The 17,430-nt window shown below is 65.8% G+C and carries 14 protein-coding genes, 1 other RNA gene and 1 pseudogene; 12 read left to right on the forward strand and 4 right to left on the reverse strand.

Annotated elements, in window-relative coordinates:
• Positions 1-41 precede the first annotated feature (41 nt).
• A complete protein-coding gene (locus XH90_RS07715; RefSeq protein ID WP_194480088.1) occupies positions 42-1,448 on the forward strand; it encodes an MATE family efflux transporter in 1,407 nt (468 codons plus the stop codon).
• An 81-nt stretch (positions 1,449-1,529) separates the two neighbouring features.
• Here XH90_RS07715 and XH90_RS07720 read toward each other — a convergent pair whose 3' ends face one another.
• Both XH90_RS07720 and XH90_RS07725 read right to left on the reverse strand, forming a co-directional pair.
• Positions 1,530-2,273: a sulfite exporter TauE/SafE family protein gene (locus XH90_RS07720; RefSeq protein WP_194480090.1), complete on the reverse strand. Its 744-nt coding sequence runs from the start codon at positions 2,271-2,273 to the stop codon at positions 1,530-1,532.
• 89 nt (positions 2,274-2,362) lie between these two features.
• Positions 2,363-3,733, reverse strand: coding sequence for a PLP-dependent aminotransferase family protein (locus XH90_RS07725; RefSeq protein WP_194480092.1), 1,371 nt, complete (start codon positions 3,731-3,733; stop codon positions 2,363-2,365).
• 49 nt (positions 3,734-3,782) lie between these two features.
• Here XH90_RS07725 and XH90_RS07730 point away from each other — a divergent pair, with 49 nt between their 5' ends.
• Together XH90_RS07730 and XH90_RS07735 are read left to right on the forward strand one after the other, a co-directional pair.
• Complete coding sequence (locus XH90_RS07730; protein ID WP_194480094.1) at positions 3,783-4,244, forward strand: DUF983 domain-containing protein; 462 nt, start codon at positions 3,783-3,785, stop codon at positions 4,242-4,244.
• Positions 4,245-4,314: 70 nt separating this feature from the next.
• Entirely contained in the window at positions 4,315-5,028 is a 714-nt protein-coding gene (locus tag XH90_RS07735) for an alpha/beta fold hydrolase (RefSeq protein ID WP_194480096.1), read from the forward strand.
• Between the two features lie 103 nt (positions 5,029-5,131).
• Here XH90_RS07735 and rnpB read toward each other — a convergent pair.
• Positions 5,132-5,548, reverse strand: an RNA gene (gene rnpB / locus XH90_RS07740) — RNase P RNA component class A.
• A 151-nt stretch (positions 5,549-5,699) separates the two neighbouring features.
• Between rnpB and XH90_RS07745 the strand changes: the two genes are divergently transcribed.
• On the forward strand, positions 5,700-6,050 hold the full coding sequence (locus XH90_RS07745) for a YciI family protein (protein WP_194480098.1): 351 nt from the start codon (positions 5,700-5,702) through the stop codon (positions 6,048-6,050).
• Positions 6,047-7,281: pseudogene (locus tag XH90_RS07750) on the forward strand (RNA polymerase sigma factor). The gene XH90_RS07745 and the pseudogene XH90_RS07750 overlap by 4 nt, the downstream one beginning before the upstream one ends.
• Positions 7,282-7,294: 13 nt before the next feature.
• Here the strand turns inward: XH90_RS07750 and XH90_RS07755 are convergent.
• Positions 7,295-8,077 (reverse strand): N-acetylmuramoyl-L-alanine amidase, encoded by a 783-nt coding sequence (locus XH90_RS07755; protein WP_194480100.1) that lies wholly within the window; start codon positions 8,075-8,077, stop codon positions 7,295-7,297.
• Positions 8,078-8,588: 511 nt separating this feature from the next.
• On the opposite strand from XH90_RS07755, the gene rsmH reads away from it, so the two are divergent.
• From rsmH to murD, 7 genes are all read left to right on the forward strand, one after another.
• On the forward strand, positions 8,589-9,578 hold the full coding sequence (gene rsmH, locus XH90_RS07760) for a 16S rRNA (cytosine(1402)-N(4))-methyltransferase RsmH (protein WP_194480102.1): 990 nt from the start codon (positions 8,589-8,591) through the stop codon (positions 9,576-9,578).
• A 3-nt stretch (positions 9,579-9,581) separates the two neighbouring features.
• Positions 9,582-9,974 carry a hypothetical protein gene (locus XH90_RS07765; protein ID WP_194480104.1) on the forward strand — a complete coding sequence of 131 codons (393 nt, stop codon included), beginning with the start codon at positions 9,582-9,584 and terminating at the stop codon, positions 9,972-9,974.
• Positions 9,971-11,722, forward strand: a complete 1,752-nt coding sequence (locus tag XH90_RS07770) for a penicillin-binding protein 2 (protein ID WP_194480105.1) — start codon at positions 9,971-9,973, stop codon at positions 11,720-11,722. The genes XH90_RS07765 and XH90_RS07770 overlap by 4 nt, the downstream gene beginning before the upstream one ends.
• 79 nt (positions 11,723-11,801) lie before the next feature.
• Positions 11,802-13,259: a UDP-N-acetylmuramoyl-L-alanyl-D-glutamate--2,6-diaminopimelate ligase gene (locus XH90_RS07775; protein WP_194480106.1), complete on the forward strand. Its 1,458-nt coding sequence runs from the start codon at positions 11,802-11,804 to the stop codon at positions 13,257-13,259.
• Positions 13,256-14,635 carry a UDP-N-acetylmuramoyl-tripeptide--D-alanyl-D-alanine ligase gene (gene murF / locus XH90_RS07780; RefSeq protein ID WP_194480108.1) on the forward strand — a complete coding sequence of 460 codons (1,380 nt, stop codon included), beginning with the start codon at positions 13,256-13,258 and terminating at the stop codon, positions 14,633-14,635. The genes XH90_RS07775 and murF overlap by 4 nt, the downstream gene beginning before the upstream one ends.
• 162 nt (positions 14,636-14,797) lie before the next feature.
• On the forward strand, positions 14,798-15,901 hold the full coding sequence (mraY, locus tag XH90_RS07785) for a phospho-N-acetylmuramoyl-pentapeptide-transferase (protein ID WP_194480109.1): 1,104 nt from the start codon (positions 14,798-14,800) through the stop codon (positions 15,899-15,901).
• Between the two features lie 10 nt (positions 15,902-15,911).
• Positions 15,912-17,312 (forward strand): UDP-N-acetylmuramoyl-L-alanine--D-glutamate ligase, encoded by a 1,401-nt coding sequence (gene murD / locus XH90_RS07790; RefSeq protein ID WP_194480111.1) that lies wholly within the window; start codon positions 15,912-15,914, stop codon positions 17,310-17,312.
• Positions 17,313-17,430 lie beyond the last annotated feature (118 nt).

Below are 17,430 nucleotides of genomic sequence, written 5' to 3' on the forward strand. Positions count from 1 at the left end.
GGGCGCAAGCCCAGTCGTCACGTCGGCAAAGGTGGAATGAGATGAAGGACCTGACGCGCGGCTCCATCGCGAGCCACATCCTGAGCATGGCGCCGCCGATCGTGGTCGGCATGATCACGATCATGATCTGCCAGTTGGTCGACCTGTACTTCGTCTCGGGGCTCGGCGATGCCGCTGTTGCCGGCGTCGCCGCCGCCGGCAACGCAGGCTTCCTCGTCAACGCGCTGATGCAGATGCTCGGTGTCGGCACGGTAGCGCTGATCGCTCATGCCGTGGGTCGCAGGGATCGCGACGACGCCAATCTCGTCTTCAACCAGTCGGTCGTCCTGTCGGTGCTGTTTGGTCTGTTGACGTTGCTCGGCGGCTTCGTGCTGGCGCGCCCCTATATGCGCGCGATCGCCGCCGACGCGGCGACCATCGAGGCCGGCACCACCTATTTTCACTGGTTCATGCCGGCTCTGGCTCTTCAATTCGTCACGCAAGTGATGGCGGCCGCGCTGCGGGCCACCGGCATCGTGCGGCCGAGCATGCTGGTGCAGGTACTCGCCGTGGCCATCAACATCGCGCTGGCGCCGGTGTTGATCACGGGCTGGGGCACTGGGCACGCGTTCGGTGTCGCCGGAGCGGGCCTTGCAAGCTCGATCGCCGTGTTCATCGGCGTGCTGATGCTGTTCGCCTATTTTCGCAGGCTGGAGCGCTATGTCGCCTTCCATCCGGCGCAGTGGCGACCGCAATTGCGGCAATGGAAACGGATCCTCAATGTCGGCGTGCCCGCCGGTGGCGAGTTCGTGATGATCTTCATCTTCATGGCTGCGATCTACTACGTGCTGCGCAACCTGGGCCCGGCGGCGCAGGCCGGATTTGGCATCGGCACGCGCGTCGTGGGCCTGATCCAGATGCCGGCCCTTGCCGTCGCCCTCGCGGCAGGGCCGATTGCCGGGCAGAACTTTGGTGCGGGCAATTACGAGCGGGTGCGTGAGACCTTCGTCAAGGCGGCGCTGATCGCGACGGCCGTGATGATAGCGCTGACGATCCTCGCGCAGCTCGCTCCCGGATTGCTGCTCGCCGGATTCTCGAACGATCCGGAGACGATGGCGGTTGCGTTGCTGTTCCTGAAGATGATCTCGCTGAACATGGTGGCGCAGGGGCTGATCTTCACTTGCTCCAGCATGTTCCAGGGCCTCGGCGACACCAAGCCGGTGTTGTGGAGCTCGGCGACGCGCGTGCTCACTTATTCGCTGCCGGCGATCTGGCTTTCGACCCGGCCGGGCTTTCGGATCGAGTACGTCTGGTACTTGTCGAACGCGGCGACGACGCTGCAGGCCATCCAGAGCCTGTGGTTGCTGCGCCGCGAGTTCGGGACGCGGCTGGTGACGCGTCAGCAGGCGGATGCTCCGAAGCAGGCGACGCCTGGGGCCGCGGCACCTTCGCTACGCGAGCCGGCGTAACGAGGCAGCATCCACGCTTGGCGCCCGCCCACGGCTCCGGCTAGTTTTGCCGCGCCGTGGGATGGTCCTCGCGAGGAAAGCCTAGAACGAGCCGACGCTGTTCCAGACCAGGGTCGCGCCCGACAGGAACAAGAGGCCGAGCACGACATCGCCGAAATGCTTGTCGCTCAGCGCGTGATAGACGCGCGCGCCGGCCCATGCGCCGATCAGCGTGCCAGGGAATGCGACCATCGCGAGCCAGACCACCTTGAAGGCGACCAGGCCCGAGGCCGTCTGCAACACCAAAGCGGTCGCTAGCACCGTGAAATTGAAAAGCTGGAAGATGCCGCGCCGCTCGTGCTTGTTCCAGCCGCGGATGTTGGCCCACAGGATCGGCAGCGGCCCGGACAGGCCGGCGAGCCCGCCCAGGATGCCGCCGGCAAAGCCGATGGCGCCGTCGGCGATGCGGCCGCCGAAGGTGACGGCGAACTGCTTCTTGTTGAGGTACAGTGCGCTCGAGAAGATCAGCAGCAAGACCCCGACGCTGAGCTTGAAGACCTTGGGATCGGCGGATGCGACCAGCGTGGTTCCGATCGGCACGCCGATCAGCCCGCCGATCAGGAACGGCCACACCAGCGACAGGTCAAAGCTCTTCCACATCGAGGGCAACGTCGAGGTCTGCGCGATCACCGAGCAGATCAGCACCAGCGGCACCGCGAGCGAGGGCGGCAGCACATAGAGCCAGATGCCGAGCGCCATCAGCGCCGTGCCGAACCCGGCGAGTCCCGAGACGAAGCCACCGGCCAGCGCGCCGAACAAGAGCAGCGCGTAAGTGAACGTTTCCACCAATCAATCCCTGTCGTTCCCAGCGATCCCAAAGTCGCGATTGCCTCATCGCGCATAGCACAGATGCGGCCGCCAGCATCAGAAGTTTGCTAGACGATCTGCCTGATGTCGGCGGGCTTGAGCAGCGCGCCGACGAGGATGCGCAGCGCCTCGGTCAATTCGGACCTGTTGCGCGCCGCTCCAAGCGAGACCCGCGCCGCATGCGGCGATGTTCCGTCGACGGTGAAGGCGTCGCCGGCAACGACCGCGAGCCCGTTGCGAAGCAGATGCGCCGCGATGTCAGGCCGCCCCTCCGGCAAATGCAGCCACAAATGATGTGCAGCCGGTTTCGCCTGGAACTGAACCCCCTTCAGGGCGCGTTGCGCCAGTTGCTGGCGGCCGACGGCTTCGTTGCGGATGGCGGTGATGATGCGATCGGCGACGCCGCTCTCGAGCCAGTGCGTCACCAGCGCGACCATCAGCGGCGCCGGCATCTGCACGGTGGCCTGGAGATGGCCGCGCATCTGAAGCTGCGCACCAGAATCGGGTGCCAGCAGATAGGCGACGCGCAACGCCGGCGCGATGCATTTCGACAGCGTGGTCGCAAGATATGTCCGCTCCGGAATGAGGTTCGCGATCGGCGAGGCCGATCGGTCGAGCAGCCCGTAGGCATCATCCTCGATCAGAACAGTGTCGGCATCGCGGATGATTTTTGCGATTTCGCTACGACGATCGGCGGACAGCGTCGCCGTGGTTGGATTGTGCAGCGTCGGAATGAGATAGACTGCCTTCGGCTTGTGCGTGCGGCAGGCTTTCGCCAGCGCATCGGGCAGGATTCCGCCGTCATCCATCGACACGCCAACGAGATTGACGCCGAGTTGCGCTGCCGCGGCCTTGATGCCGGGGAAGGTGAGCGCTTCCGTCAGCACGACGTCGCCCGGCCGCGCCAGGTGCGCGAGCAGGTTGAACAGGACCGTCTGCGCGCCGGGAAAGATCACGAGCCTGTCGGCATGTGCATGCGGCACGCGCGAACGTATCCAGCGCGCGGCGACCTCGCGCTCATGCGCGCTGCCGCCGGGCGGCTGGTAGTTCAGGAACGCGGTCAGGCCCGATTGCGCGCGAATGGCTTCGAGGCCGGCAATGATGCGCTCGTCGAGCTGTGCTTCGAGCGGGTGCGGCGGCACGTTCATCGAGAGGTCGATCGCGACGGGATGCGGCAGGTCGACCGCGCGGCGCGCGCTGGTCTCCGACACGAACGAGCCCTGGCCGACGCGGGCCTCCATGATGCCGCGACGACGCGCCTCGGTGTAGGCGCGCGTCACCGTGGTCAGGTCGATGCCGAGCGCTTTTGCGAGTGCGCGCTGTGTCGGCAATTGCTGTCCCCGCACCAGCCGGCCGGCAGCGATGTCGGCCTCCATGGCTTCGACGATGCGCTGGTAGCGCGGCCCCGACAGCTCCGAGATTGTAGGAGTCCAATCCATGCAATTTGGCTCCATATCCTTTGAATGTATGGATGCAAGATATTATTGTATGGGCCATCAGAACGGAAGAGGTGTCGTCATGGCGACCGATTCGATCTCCCTGGCAAAGGCGATGTGGCGCGGCTTTCGCGGCAAGTGCCCGAACTGCGGCGAAGGCCATATGTTCGGCCGTTTCCTGAAAGTGGCAGACGCTTGCGATCATTGCGGCGAGGAGCTGCTCCACCAGCGCGCCGATGACTTCCCGGCCTATCTCGTGATGGTCGTGGTCGGCCACCTCGTGGTGCCGGCAATCCTCGCGGTCGAGACTGCCTATGCGCCGCCGGTCTGGCTGCAACTGGCGGTGTGGCTGCCGGTGACGCTGTTTGCTTCGCTCGCCCTGCTGCAACCGACCAAGGGCGCCATCGTCGGCCTGCAATGGCAGATCGGCATGCACGGCTTCCAGGCGAGCAAACTGCGGCGGGAAGCCACCCAGCTTGTGCCGGCGTTGGTGAAGGCGCCGCGCGCGGCCTGAGCCACGGCGTTTACATAGCGCGTTCGGCCGCTACACTCCATCGCTTCAAACAAGAACGATGGAAACACCGATGGCCGCACGCGCGAAAACCTTTCTGCTCTGTCATGGCGCGTGGTCCGGCGGATGGGCCTGGAAGAAGATGCATCCGCTGATGGCGCAGGCCGGCCACCGGCTGGTCGCGCCGACCTACACCGGGCTCGGCGAGCGATCGCATCTCGCCAGCGCCGCGATCGATCTCGATACACACATCCAGGACATCCTCAACGTCATCAAGTTCGAAGACTTGAGCGACATCGTGCTGCTCGGCCACAGCTATGGCGGCATGGTCGCGACAGGCGTTGCCGATCGCGCGCGCGAGCGCGTCACGCAGCTGATCTATCTCGACGCCTTCGTGCCGCGCGACGGCCAGTCGCTGTTCGATCTCAACGAAGGCGGACGCGAGCCGATGCGCAAGGCGGCTGCCGCCGCCGACGGCTATCGCATCCCGCCGAACCCGCCGCCACCGGACACGCCGCAGGCCGATCTCGACTGGCTCAATGCGCGCCGCATCAACATGCCGCTCAAATGCTTCGAGACGAAGCTGAAGCTTCAGCACGGCGAACCCGCGATGCCGCGGAGCTACATCTATTGCGCCCGCATTCCGCCGGGCGACGTGTTCGGCCAGTTCGCAGGGCGCGCAAAGAGCGAGGATGGCTGGCGCTACTTCGAGCTCGACGCCAGCCACGCGCCGAATGTCACGGCGCCGGAGGCGTTGATGGGTGTGTTGAACGAGATTGTTGCATGAACTTCTGCCGTCATTCCGGGGCTCGTGCTGCGCACGCCCCGAAAATGACGGCGGCGAAATTGGTGAGGGGCCCGATGCGTCGGCATCGGACCCCTCGTCGCAAGATATCAGCCGGCCTGTAAGCCGGGTTCTGTAGGGCACCGCCTGCTTGCGCAAGCGATACGTGACGGCCATTCCTCTGGGGCCGTGTTTGCACATGGCCTCGAGCAACCTACCCGGACGGCGGGCCTGACATCGCCCCGCGGCGTTATCGCTTGCGCGAACAGCCCGCTACGCCGCCCCTATTCGGTTTTGCTCCCGGTGGGGTTTACCATGCCGGCTCCGTTGCCGGACCCGCGGTGCGCTCTTACCGCACCTTTTCACCCTTACTTCCTCCGAGGAGGGAGCGGTTCGTTCTCTGTGGCACTTTCCCTGGGGTCGCCCCCGCCGGACGTTATCCGGCACCGCATGTCAAGGGAGCCCGGACTTTCCTCCCCGGCGGCCTTTCGGCACGTGCCGGAGCGGCCGTCCGGCCGACTGACTGACAAGGCAATGGGCATTTGTGACGGGTTCGTCAAGCCAAGATCGTGGCGCACGCAGTAAGCGTAAATAATTTATCCTGAAGCTGTCGTCGGGCGCGGACCCCGTTCGACTGGATGTCGGCAATCCAGCCGAACAACAGGAGTTGAGCCATGCAGTACCTGCTGCTGATCTATCGAAGCGAAGCGGAAATGAGCAAGATGACCCCCGCAGACCGTCAGGCTATGGCGGCGGAGTACGGCTCTTACACGCAGTCCATCGTGCAGAGCGGCCATTTCAAGGCCGGCGATGGGCTGCAGCCGAGCACCACGGCGACCACCGTGCGCGTGCGTGACGGCAAGACCCTGACCACCGATGGTCCTTTTGCGGAGACCCGCGAGCAACTCGGAGGCTATTATCTGGTCGAGGCCAAGGATCTCGATACAGCCATCGCGCTGGCCGCGCGAATTCCCGGGGCCAGGGAGGGCTCGATCGAGGTCAGGCCGGTCATGATCTACAAGTGATCGCGGCCACCGACATCGACAGGATCTTCCGCGACGAGGCGGGGCGGGCGCTGGCCACGCTGATCCGCCTCGTCGGTGATTTCGATTTGGCCGAGGACGCGCTCCAGGACGCTTTCGCGGTGGCGCTGGAGCGCTGGTCGGCGGGCGAACTGCCGGACAATCCGCGCGCATGGCTCGTCAATGTCGGCCGCAACAAGGCGATCGACCGTATCAGGCGCCAGGCCGCGTTCCGCGGCAAGCAGCAGGAGCTTCTGCATGAGCTCGAGCTCAACGCGGAGGCGCCGGCCGAGCCGCCGGCGATGCTCGACGACGACATGCTGCGGCTGATCTTCACATGCTGCCATCCGGCATTCGCGGCCGAGGTCCAGGTTGCGCTGACGCTGCGCACCGTCTGCGGCCTCTCCACCGCGCAGGTCGCGCGCGCCTTCCTCGCCGGTGAGGATGCGATGGCGCAGCGCCTCGTCCGCGCCAAGCAGAAGATCAGGCTCGCCGGCATTCCTTATGAAGTGCCCGGGCGCGACGCGCTGGCGCCGCGGCTCGATGGCGTGCTTGCCGTGATCTACCTCGTCTTCACCGAAGGCTATGTCGCAACCTCGGGTGCGGACTTGATGAGGCCCGATTTGGCCGTCGAGGCGATCAGGCTCGGCCGCCTGCTTGACCGGCTGATGCCCGATCGCGCCGCGATCAAGGGCCTGCTGGCGTTGATGTTGCTGCACGATGCACGCCGCGCCGGGCGCGAAACCGCGGCCGGCGACGTCGTGCTGCTGGAAGAGCAGGACCGCACCCTCTGGGATCGCACGCAGATCGAGGAGGGCCTGCGGCTCGTCGATGACGCGCTGCGCGTGCCGGGCCGACCGCAGGCCTATGCGGTGCAGGCTGCGATTGCCGCGCTGCATGCCCGCGCCCCGAGCTTTGAGCAAACCGATTGGCGGCAGATCGCCGGGCTCTACGAAGTGCTGCTGCGCATCAGCCCGTCACCGGTGATCGAGCTCAACCATCTGCCGCGATCTCGATGGTCGACGGCCCGGCGCGCGCACTCGATCTCGTCGACGCGGTCGCCGCGCGCGGTGGCCTCGATGGCTACGAGCTGTTGCCCGCCGTGCGCGCGGATTTACTGCGGCGGCTGGAACGAAAGCAGGAAGCGCGCGAGGCCTATGCTGCTGCGACGGAAGCGACGCAGTTGGAGCCGTTGCGTCGGCTGTATGCGCGGCGGGTGAGGGAGATGGAGTAGACGCCACGCTCCGTCACTTCGACGCGACCGTCGTTCCATCCGCCGGCAGGCTGGCCAGCAGCGCCTGCAAGGTCGACAGCGTCGAGTGATCGGCAACGCCATCCAGCCGCGCGGGGCGGAAATGGCGCTGGAAGGCGGTGACGACTTCCATCGTCGCGGCGTCGTATTTGCCCGATAGCGGTACGCCATAGCCGTAGCGGGCGAGCGCCTGCTGGAGGCCCAGCACCTCGTCGCTGATGGTTCCGAGCATGAGGGTTTCGCCGCGCACGATCGGCGCGGGCGTCACCCAGTGACCGACGCCGGAATTCGCCAGGGAATGCCATGGAAATTTTTCGCCGGGATCCTTCTTGCGCGCGGGCGCGACGTCGGAATGGCCGAGCACCCGCTGCGGCGCGATCTTGCGGCGAAGGATGATGCCGCGGCACAGCGCGATCACGGCAGCGATCTGGCGCAGCGGATATTCCGGGTAACCCCAATCGTGGCCACGATTGATGATCTCGATCCCGATCGAGCAGGAATTGATGTCGTCCTCGCCGGCCCAGGACGAGACGCCGGCGTGCCAGGCGCGCCGCGCTTCGGGCACGCACTGCACGATGCGGCCGTCCTCCAGCACCACGTAATGGGCCGACACCTCGGTGCCGGCGGTGCACAGCCGCGCCAGCGCGCCCTCGACGTCGGGCATGCCGGTGTAGTGCAGCACGATCATGTCAGGCTGGCGGCCCTTGTTGCGCTCGCCATGGTTGGGCGAGGGGATGATGTCGGAGACGATCGACGAATCCGGCTCGAATGTCCGCATGTTCGCCGCGGCCTTGGGAACCGGGAGAACGCGCTGACGCTTCGAATCAGTACCGGATGGTGTGGACGGACCGGACGACATAAACAACTCAGGATAGGACGAAGAGGAGCCAAGCCCTTCTCTTTACTATTCCTTTACCCTCCGGTCCGCGCAATCGCGCGATGCGGTTAACGGGTACATTTTGGCCCCAGTGTGTGGATGACGCATCACCGTTCCGCGACCTTTTCGAGATGTAACGAACCGATCAACGCTTTCTTAACGCTAAGGGCCGTTACTGAGAGATGAAGAGCCGACCCGCGTCCGGAGGCGGCCAGAAGCGATTTTGGCTCGAAATCCCATGGTTGCCCGACATATTCCGCTGGGAACACCGGGTCTGCCGCCTGGGACGACCGGGCGCGGCGCGCGCGTTGGACTGGGGCTTTGTCGTGGAACCGCCGCGACGCGGAATGATTCGAGGCGTGATGGGCTGCTTCGCCCCCGATTTTACCTGCGGCCGCGACAGGCGCGATGCATGAGCGACGCGCCGCACATTCCCGTGCTTGGCCGCGAGGCGATCGCGCATCTCGCGCCGCGCGAGGGCGGCGTATATGTCGACGCCACTTTCGGTGCCGGCGGTTACAGCCGCGCCATCCTCGACGTGCCGGGAACCCGCCTGATCGCGATCGACCGCGACAGCACGGCGATCGCCGGCGGTGCAGAACTGGTCGCGCAAGCCGCGGGCCGGCTGACGCTGGTCGAAGACCGTTTCTCGAATCTCGCCGAAGTCTGTGCGGTGCAAGGCGTCGATGCGGTCGACGGCGTCGTGATGGATGTCGGCGTCTCCTCGATGCAACTCGACCAGGCTGGTCGCGGCTTCTCGTTCCGTCTGGACGGTCCGCTCGACATGCGGATGGGACAGACGGGGCCGACGGCCGCCGATGTCGTCGCGCGCGCCTCGGAGAGCGATCTCGCCGACATCATCTATCTCTTCGGCGAGGAGCGCCATTCGCGCCGCGTCGCCCGCGCCATCGTGGCTGACCGGCAGGAGACGCCGTTCACCACCACGCGCGCGCTCGCCGATCTCGTCGGCAGGGTGGTGCGCTCGAAGCCCGGCGACATTCACCCGGCGACCCGGACGTTCCAGGCGCTGCGCATCTTCGTCAATGAAGAGCTCGAGGAGCTCCAGACCGCGCTCGCCTCCGCCGAACGCGTGCTCAAGCCCGGCGGCCGTCTTGTCGTGGTTTCCTTCCATTCGCTCGAAGACCGCATCGTCAAGAATTTCCTGGCCGAGCGCTCCAGGACCGGCGGCGGCTCGCGGCATCTGCCGGAAGTGGCGCAGACCGCGCCGAGCTTCCAGCTTTTGACGCGGCGACCGGTGATCGCCGGCGAAGCGGAGGTTGCGCGCAATCCACGTGCCCGTTCCGCAAAGCTGCGCGCCGCCGAGCGCACCTCGGCGCCGGTGCATGCCGACGACGAGCCATCGTCCTGGCCAAAACTGTCCGACGTGATGAGGGGCGGTTAGCACATGCGCTTCATCCACCTCCTCGTCATCGGCGCGTTGGTCTTCGCGGCCGCCTATGTCTACCGGATCAAGATGGACTCGACCGCCCGCGTCGAGAAGGTGCTGCGACTGCACGCCGAGATCCGCGAGCAGCGCGATGCGATCGCGCAGTTGCGCTCCCAATGGGCCAAGCTCGATGCCCCCCTGCGCCTGCAGGGCCTCGTCGAGCGGCATCTGCCGCTCAAGCCCGTCAACGGGACGCAATATGATTCACTGAAGAACCTGCCGGACCGTCCGCCGCGGATGTTCCGGCCAGGCGAGCCTGATCCGATCGGGTCCATGATCAACACCATCGAAGCCGCGAGCGATCCGGACAGCGTGACGGGCTCCGTGCCGCAGCCCGAGGACAAGCAATGAGCGCTGTTCCGGCCAAACCGACCGAGCGGTCAGCCGAGCCTTGGCGGCAACGCCTGATCCGCAGCCTGCTCTACGGGCGCAATGTCGATCGCGCCGCCAAGGCGCGCGCGCGCGTGGGTCTCGCGATACTTGCTTTTGCCACGGTCTACACCCTGATCGGTGGACGGCTCGTGATGTTTGCGATCGGCGCCGATGCTCACGGCGCGCGTCGTGCCGCCGCGCAGGAAGTGGTTGCGACCGCGCGGCCCGACATCGTCGACCGCAACGGCGCGATCCTGGCGACCGACGTCAAGGCGTCCAGCCTGTTCGGCGAGCCGCGCCGCATCATCGACAAGGACGAGGCGATCGAGCTTCTGACCGGGACCGTGCCCGACCTCGACGAGGCCGAGGTGCGCGACCGCCTGTCGTCGCGCAAGGGCTTCGTCTGGCTGAAGCGCGAGATCACGGCGAAGCAGCAGCAGGACATCCACAAGCTCGGCTTGCCCGGCATCGGCTTCTTGCGCGAAAACAAGCGCGTCTACCCGACCGGAAACGAGGTCGCTCACCTCATCGGTCTGGTCAATATCGACAACCAGGGCATCGCGGGCATGGAGAAGTGGCTCGACAATCAGGGCCTCGCCGATCTCCACCGCGCCGGCTTTGCCATCGACCGGCTGCAGAAGCCGGTCGAGCTCTCGGTCGATCTGCGCGTCGAGCACGCGCTGCGCGACGAGCTGCTCAAGGCCAAGGAAAAGTTTCACACCAAGGCGGCCTCCGGCCTCGTGACCAACGTCAATACCGGCGAGATCATCGCGATGGTGTCGTTGCCCGACTTCGATCCCAACAACCCGAAGGAAGTGCACGATCCGGATCGCATCAACCGCCTGACGACCGGCGTCTACGAGATGGGCTCGACATTCAAGGCGTTCACGCTGGCGATGGCGCTCGACACCGGCAAATACGGACTCGATTCGCTGTGGGATGCGCGTGCGCCGCTGCACTACGGCAAGTTCGCGATCCATGACGACGAGCCGAAGGGCCGCTTCCTGACCATGAAGGAGGTGTTCACTTTCTCCTCCAACGTCGGCGCGGCACGGATCGCGCTGTCGCAGGGCGTGGAAGCGCACAAGGCGTTCCTGCGCAAGATGGGCCAGCTCGAGCGGCTCCGTACCGAACTGCCTGAAAGCGCATCGCCGATCGTGCCGCGGCATTGGGGCGATCTCAACACCATCACCATCGCGTTCGGCCACGGCATTGCGGTGGCACCGCTGCAGGCGGTGATGGGCGTCAGCGCGCTCGCGAATGGCGGCCTTCTGATTCCTCCGACCTTCCTCAAGCGCTCCGAGGAGGAGGCGCGGGCAATCGCAAAGCGCGTGATCAAGCCCGAGACCTCGGACAAGATGCGGTTCCTGATGCGCCTGAACGCCGAAATCGGCACGGCTCGCAAGGCGGACGTGAAGGGCTATTATATCGGCGGCAAGACCGGTACCGCGGAAAAGGTGGTCAACGGGCGCTATGCCAAGAAGAAGGTCCTGACCGCGTTTACCGCGATCATTCCGGCGGACAAGCCGAAGTACCAGCTCCTGATCATGCTCGACGAGCCGCAGCCGCTGAAGGAAACCTACGGCTTCATCACCTCGGGCTGGAACGCCGTTCCGACCGCTGGCAACGTCATCAGCCGTATCGGACCGCTTCTCGGCATCGAGCCCCGCTTCGACCTGCCGCCCGCGGACCGCCTTATTCTTGCAGCATCCAGGACAACCCAGTAATCAACTGGGTAGGCCGTGACCGCCGCTGAGTCGGGATTTCCGACAAGATTCGGCTTTCCGGCGCGGCGACCGGAAGACCATGAAGCTGGCTGACCTCTTAGGCAATGATGCCGCAATCGAGCCCGGAGTTGCGGCGCTCGAGGTAACAGGCATTGCCCTCGACAGCCGCGTGGTCAGGCCCGGCGATCTCTTCTTCGCGCTTGCGGGCGCGAAGACCGACGGTGCCCGTTTCATCGATGCGGCTATTGCGGCCGGCGCCGTGGCCGTGGTCGGAGATCATGCGCCTGACGGATGCAAGGTGCCGTTCATTGCCGTCGCCAATCCGCGCCGTGCGCTGGCGCTGTCGGCGGCGCGATTTTTCCCGGAACAGCCTGCGACGATCGCGGCGGTAACGGGAACCAGCGGCAAGACCTCGGTCGCTGCGTTCACGCGCCAGATCTGGGAGCGGCTCGGCCATAGCTCGGCCAGCATCGGCACCATCGGCCTCGTCTCGCCGAAGCGTACCGTCTATGGCTCGCTGACGACGCCGGATCCGATCGCGCTGCATCGGCAGCTCGACGAGATCGCGCGCGAAGGCGTGACGCATCTCGCGTTCGAGGCGTCGTCGCATGGGCTCGATCAATACCGCCTCGATGGCGTGCGCGTTGCCGCCGGCGGCTTCACCAACCTGACGCGTGACCACATGGATTATCATCCGACGGTCGCGCACTACCTCGCGGCAAAACTGCGACTGTTCCGCGAGCTCGTGCAGCCCGGCGGCGCCGCGGTGATTTCGGCCGACCATGATTGCTCGGCAGAAGCACGCGATGCGGCGAAGTCGCGCGGCCTGCGCGTGATGGCGGTGGGCCGTCACGGTGATGGAGCAGGTGAGGGCATTCGTCTCGTCGATGCCGTGGTCGAAGGCTTCTCGCAAAAGCTCGGCCTCGAACATCGCGGCAAGACCTGGGCGGTACGGTTGCCGCTGGTCGGCGAATTCCAGATCGAGAATGCGCTGGTCTCGGCCGGTCTTGCGATCGGCACCGGCAGCGATGCGGCTCATGTGTTTGCGAGTCTCGAACATCTCGAAGGCGCCAAAGGGCGGCTGGAGCGCGTCGGTGAGCGCAACGGCGCACCTGTTTTCGTCGACTATGCGCACAAGCCCGATGCGCTGGCGAAGGCGTTGCAGGCGCTGCGTCCTTACGCCAAGCGAAGGCTGATCGTCGTGTTCGGCGCCGGCGGCGATCGCGATGCCGGCAAGCGGCCGATCATGGGCGAGATTGCGGTCGAGAATGCCGATCGCGTCATCATTACCGACGACAATCCGCGCAGCGAGAAGCCGGAAGCCATTCGCGCCGCAATCCTCGCCACCGCCAGGGGTGCACGCGAGATCGGCGACCGCGCGGCCGCGATCCGCGCCGCGATCGAGGAACTGGAGGAGGGCGATGCGCTGCTCGTCGCCGGCAAGGGCCACGAAACCGGGCAGATCGTCGGCAGCCAAGTCCTGCCGTTCAGCGATCACGAGGCGGTTGCCGCCGCATTAGCAACGAGGGTCGCATGAGCGGGCCGATATGGACGGTTGCCGAGGTGTCGCGTGCGCTGGGTGCGAGCGGATCATTCCCTGATACCCCGATCGATTTCGTCACGCAGGACAGCCGTCTGGTGAAGCCGGGCAGCCTGTTCGTGGCGCTGAGCGGAACGCCGAGCGGCGGCTTCATCTCCGCCTTTGCCAGCTCGCGTGACGGCTGGGAGTTCGCGGACAAGGCGGAAGCGTCCGGCGCGGTCGCGATGATCGTGCCGCACGAGATCGCGGGCATCAGTGTTCCGCAGATCGTCGTGAAGGACACGCTGATCGACGGTCTCTGGCGCCTCGCGCGTGCAGCACGCGCGCGCTTCAAAGGTCCGGTGATCGGGCTCACCGGCAGCGCCGGCAAGACCAGCACCAAGGAATTCCTGGCAGCCTATCCCAATGCCTATGCAAGCCCGTCGAGCTTCAACAATTTCTGGGGCGTGCCGCTGACGCTGTGCAATGCACGACCTGATGCGAGCCTCTGGGTCGTCGAGATGGGCATGAACCAGCGAGGCGAGATCGCGCGGCTCAGCGAATTGACGCGGCCGGCCGTCGCACTGGTCGTCAATGTCCAGCCGGTGCATCTCGAAAAACTCGGTTCGCTCGACGCTATCAGGCGCGAGAAGGTGTCGATCGCGCTCGGCCTGCCAGAAAACGGCGTGCTGGTGCTGCCTGTAGGCATCAAGGCGCCCGACTGGAAGGGCAAGGTGGTGCGCTTCGGCGAGAAGGCCGAGGTGCACGAGGTCGCCCACGCGCCGCATGGCGAGAGCTGGCAGGTCGTGGCCGGGATCGGCAAGAAGGAGATCGCCTTCAGCCTGACGCCGGGCGCGCCGCACCGTGTGCAGAATGCGCTCGCCGCGCTTGCTTCGATCCACGCAGCCCATCTCGATGTCGCAACGCTCGCGATCAAGCTCGACCGCGTCGGGATCATGACGGGGCGCGGCGTCGAGCAGGCGGTCGGCGGCGTCACCGTGATCGACGACAGCTTCAACGGCAATCCGGCGAGCGTCGCTGCCGCGCTGCAAAGCCTGCAGGCGCGCAACGTCACCGGCGGTCGCCGCATTGCGGTACTCGGCGACATGCTGGAGCTGGGCGAGGACGCGCCTGAATACCACACTGCGCTGACCTCGCATCTCGACGGCATCGACGGCATCTATTGCGTCGGGCCGCTGATGCGCCACCTCTATGACGCGCTTCCCGCCGGGAAAGGGCTCGGCTGGCACGACGATCCCGCGACGCTTGAGGCGAGCGAGGTCGCTGGCTTGCTGAAGGCAGGCGACGTCGTGGTTGTCAAGGGCAGCAAGAAGATGTTCTGGGTCAACAAGTTTGTGCCGGGGCTAGTGGCCGCCTTGCAGGCAAAGGCGTAAACTGCTTGGAAGGCGCTGTTCCCGAATCCCACCCTTTGCGGCGCGCCGCCGTCCGGTTTTTTTGAGGTCGCCCGACCCCATGATGAAGGCCAGAGAATGCGCGTGAGACACGTTCAGGCCGTCGCGAAGGCCGCGAACGACAGGCGCCATAGGACCGACTGAATGTTTTACTGGCTGATCGAGCTCTCCAACACTATTCCGGGTTACGGTGCAGTGCGCACCGTTTTGAACGTCTTCCGCTACATCACCTTCCGCACCGGCGGCGCCATCGTCACCGGCGCGCTGTTCGTGTTCCTGTTCGGACCCTGGATCATCGATCATCTGCGCATCCGCCAGGGCAAGGGCCAGCCGATCCGCACCGACGGACCGCAATCGCATCTGGCCAAGAAGGGCACACCCACCATGGGCGGGCTGATGATCCTGTCCGGCCTCACGGTGGGCACCGTGCTGTGGTGCAATCCGCTCAATCCCTACGTCTGGATCGTGCTGGCGGTGACGCTCGGCTTCGGCTTCGTCGGCTTCTATGACGATTACCTCAAGGTGACCAAGCAGACCACGAGCGGGTTCGGCGGCAAGCTGCGCCTCTTGATCGAAGGGATCATCGGCCTCGTTGCCTGCTATGCGCTGGTGCGGCTGAACCGCGATCCCGCGTCGACCGCGCTGACGATCCCTTTCCTCAAGGACACCGTGCTGCATTTCGGCTGGTTCTTCGTCGTGTTCGGCGCCTTCGTCATCGTCGGCGCCGGCAATGCGGTGAACCTGACCGACGGCCTCGACGGCCTCGCCATCGTGCCCGTGATGATCGCGACCGCGAGCTTTGCGATGATCGCCTATCTCGCCGGCAACGCGGTGTTCGCCGACTATCTCCAGATCAAATATGTTGCGGGCACCGGCGAGCTCGCGGTGCTCTGCGGCGCGCTGCTGGGGGCCGGCCTCGGCTTCCTCTGGTTCAATGCGCCGCCGGCCTCGATCTTCATGGGCGACACAGGCTCGCTCGCGCTCGGCGGCATGCTGGGGTCGATCGCGGTCGCGGTGAAGCACGAAATCGTGCTCGCGGTGATCGGCGGCCTGTTCGTGCTGGAGGCGGTCTCCGTCATCGTGCAGGTGGTCTCGTTCAAGCTCACGGGCAAGCGCATCTTCCGGATGGCGCCGATTCATCACCATTTCGAGCAGCTCGGCTGGACGGAGCCGCAGATCGTGATCCGCTTCTGGATCATCTCGGTGATGCTGGCGCTGGCCGGCCTCTCCACGCTGAAGCTGCGCTGACGGTTCCGCGATGATCCCGGTCACATCCTTCGCCGGCAAGACGGTCGCGGTGTTCGGCCTCGGCGGCTCGGGGCTCGCCTCCTGCCACGCGCTGCAGGCCGGCGGTGCCGAGGTGATCGCCGCCGACGACAATGCCGAGAATGTCGCCAAGGCCGCGCAGGCGGGTTTCATCACCGCGGACCTGCGCAGCGTTTCCTGGGCGAATTTCGCGGCACTCGTGCTCGCGCCCGGCGTGCCGCTGACCCACCCGGTGCCGCACTGGAGCGTGCTGAAGGCCCGCGAAGCAGGAGTCGAGGTGATCGGCGACATCGAGCTGTTCTGCCGCGAGCGGCGGCGGCATGCGCCGAACGCGCCGTTCGTCGCCATCACCGGCACCAACGGCAAGTCGACCACGACGGCGCTGATCGCGCATCTGACCAAGGTCGCCGGCTACGACACCCAGATGGGCGGCAATATCGGCACCGCGATCCTGTCGCTGGAGCCGCCGCGCATGGGCCGCGTCCACGTCATCGAGATGTCGTCCTACCAGATCGACCTCACGCCCTCGCTCGATCCGTCCGTCGGCATCCTGCTCAATGTCAGCGAAGACCACATCGATCGTCACGGCACGATCGAGCGCTACGCTGCGGTGAAAGAGCGCCTGGTTGCGAACGTGCAAGGTGGCGGCACCTCGATCGTCGGCGTCGACGACGGTTATTGCCGCGACATCGCCGATCGGCTCGATCGCGCCGGCAAGAACGTGGTGCGGATCTCCGTCAAGAACCCGCTGGCTTCCGGCATCCACGTCGAGCACGGCACCATCGTGCGCACCGCGGGCGGTGCGCGCAGCAAGGTCGCGACGCTCGGCGGCATCGGTTCGCTGCGCGGCCTGCACAATGCGCAGAACGCGGCGTGTGCCGCCGCGGCCGCGCTGGCAATGGGCATCGGCCTCGACGTGCTTCAGAACGGCCTGCGCAGCTTTCCCGGTCTTGCGCATCGCATGGAGCAGGTCGGCCGCCGCGGCAACGTACTGTTCGTCAACGATTCCAAGGGCACCAATGCGGACGCCACCGCGCATGCGCTCTCATCTTTTGCCGACATCTTCTGGATCGCCGGCGGCAAGCCGAAGGCGGGTGGCATCACGGGCCTCACCGGCTTCTTCCCGCGCATCCGCAAAGCCTATTTGATCGGCGAAGCCGCGCGGGAGTTTTCCGGCACGCTCGGTGCGCAGGTCGCGCACGAGATCAGCCAGACGCTCGACGTTGCCGTCGAACATGCCGCACGCGATGCCGAAGCGTCGGGGCTCGCTGACGCGGTCGTGCTGCTGTCACCGGCCTGCGCCTCGTTCGACCAGTACCGCAATTTCGAGATCCGCGGCACCAAGTTCCGCGAACTGGTGCAGGGGCTGCCGGGCGTGAAGCCGGTGGTCTAAAGATGTCGCGACGACGCTGGATCGGACTTGTCGTCGCTCTCGCTGTCCCGGTTGGTTTCCTCTGTGTTGTCCTCGTTGACAACGTGATGCACCAATTCGGCGCCTGCCGTGTCATTCG

This window comes from Bradyrhizobium sp. CCBAU 53338 (genome assembly GCF_015291665.1).
Taxonomy (GTDB): domain Bacteria; phylum Pseudomonadota; class Alphaproteobacteria; order Rhizobiales; family Xanthobacteraceae; genus Bradyrhizobium.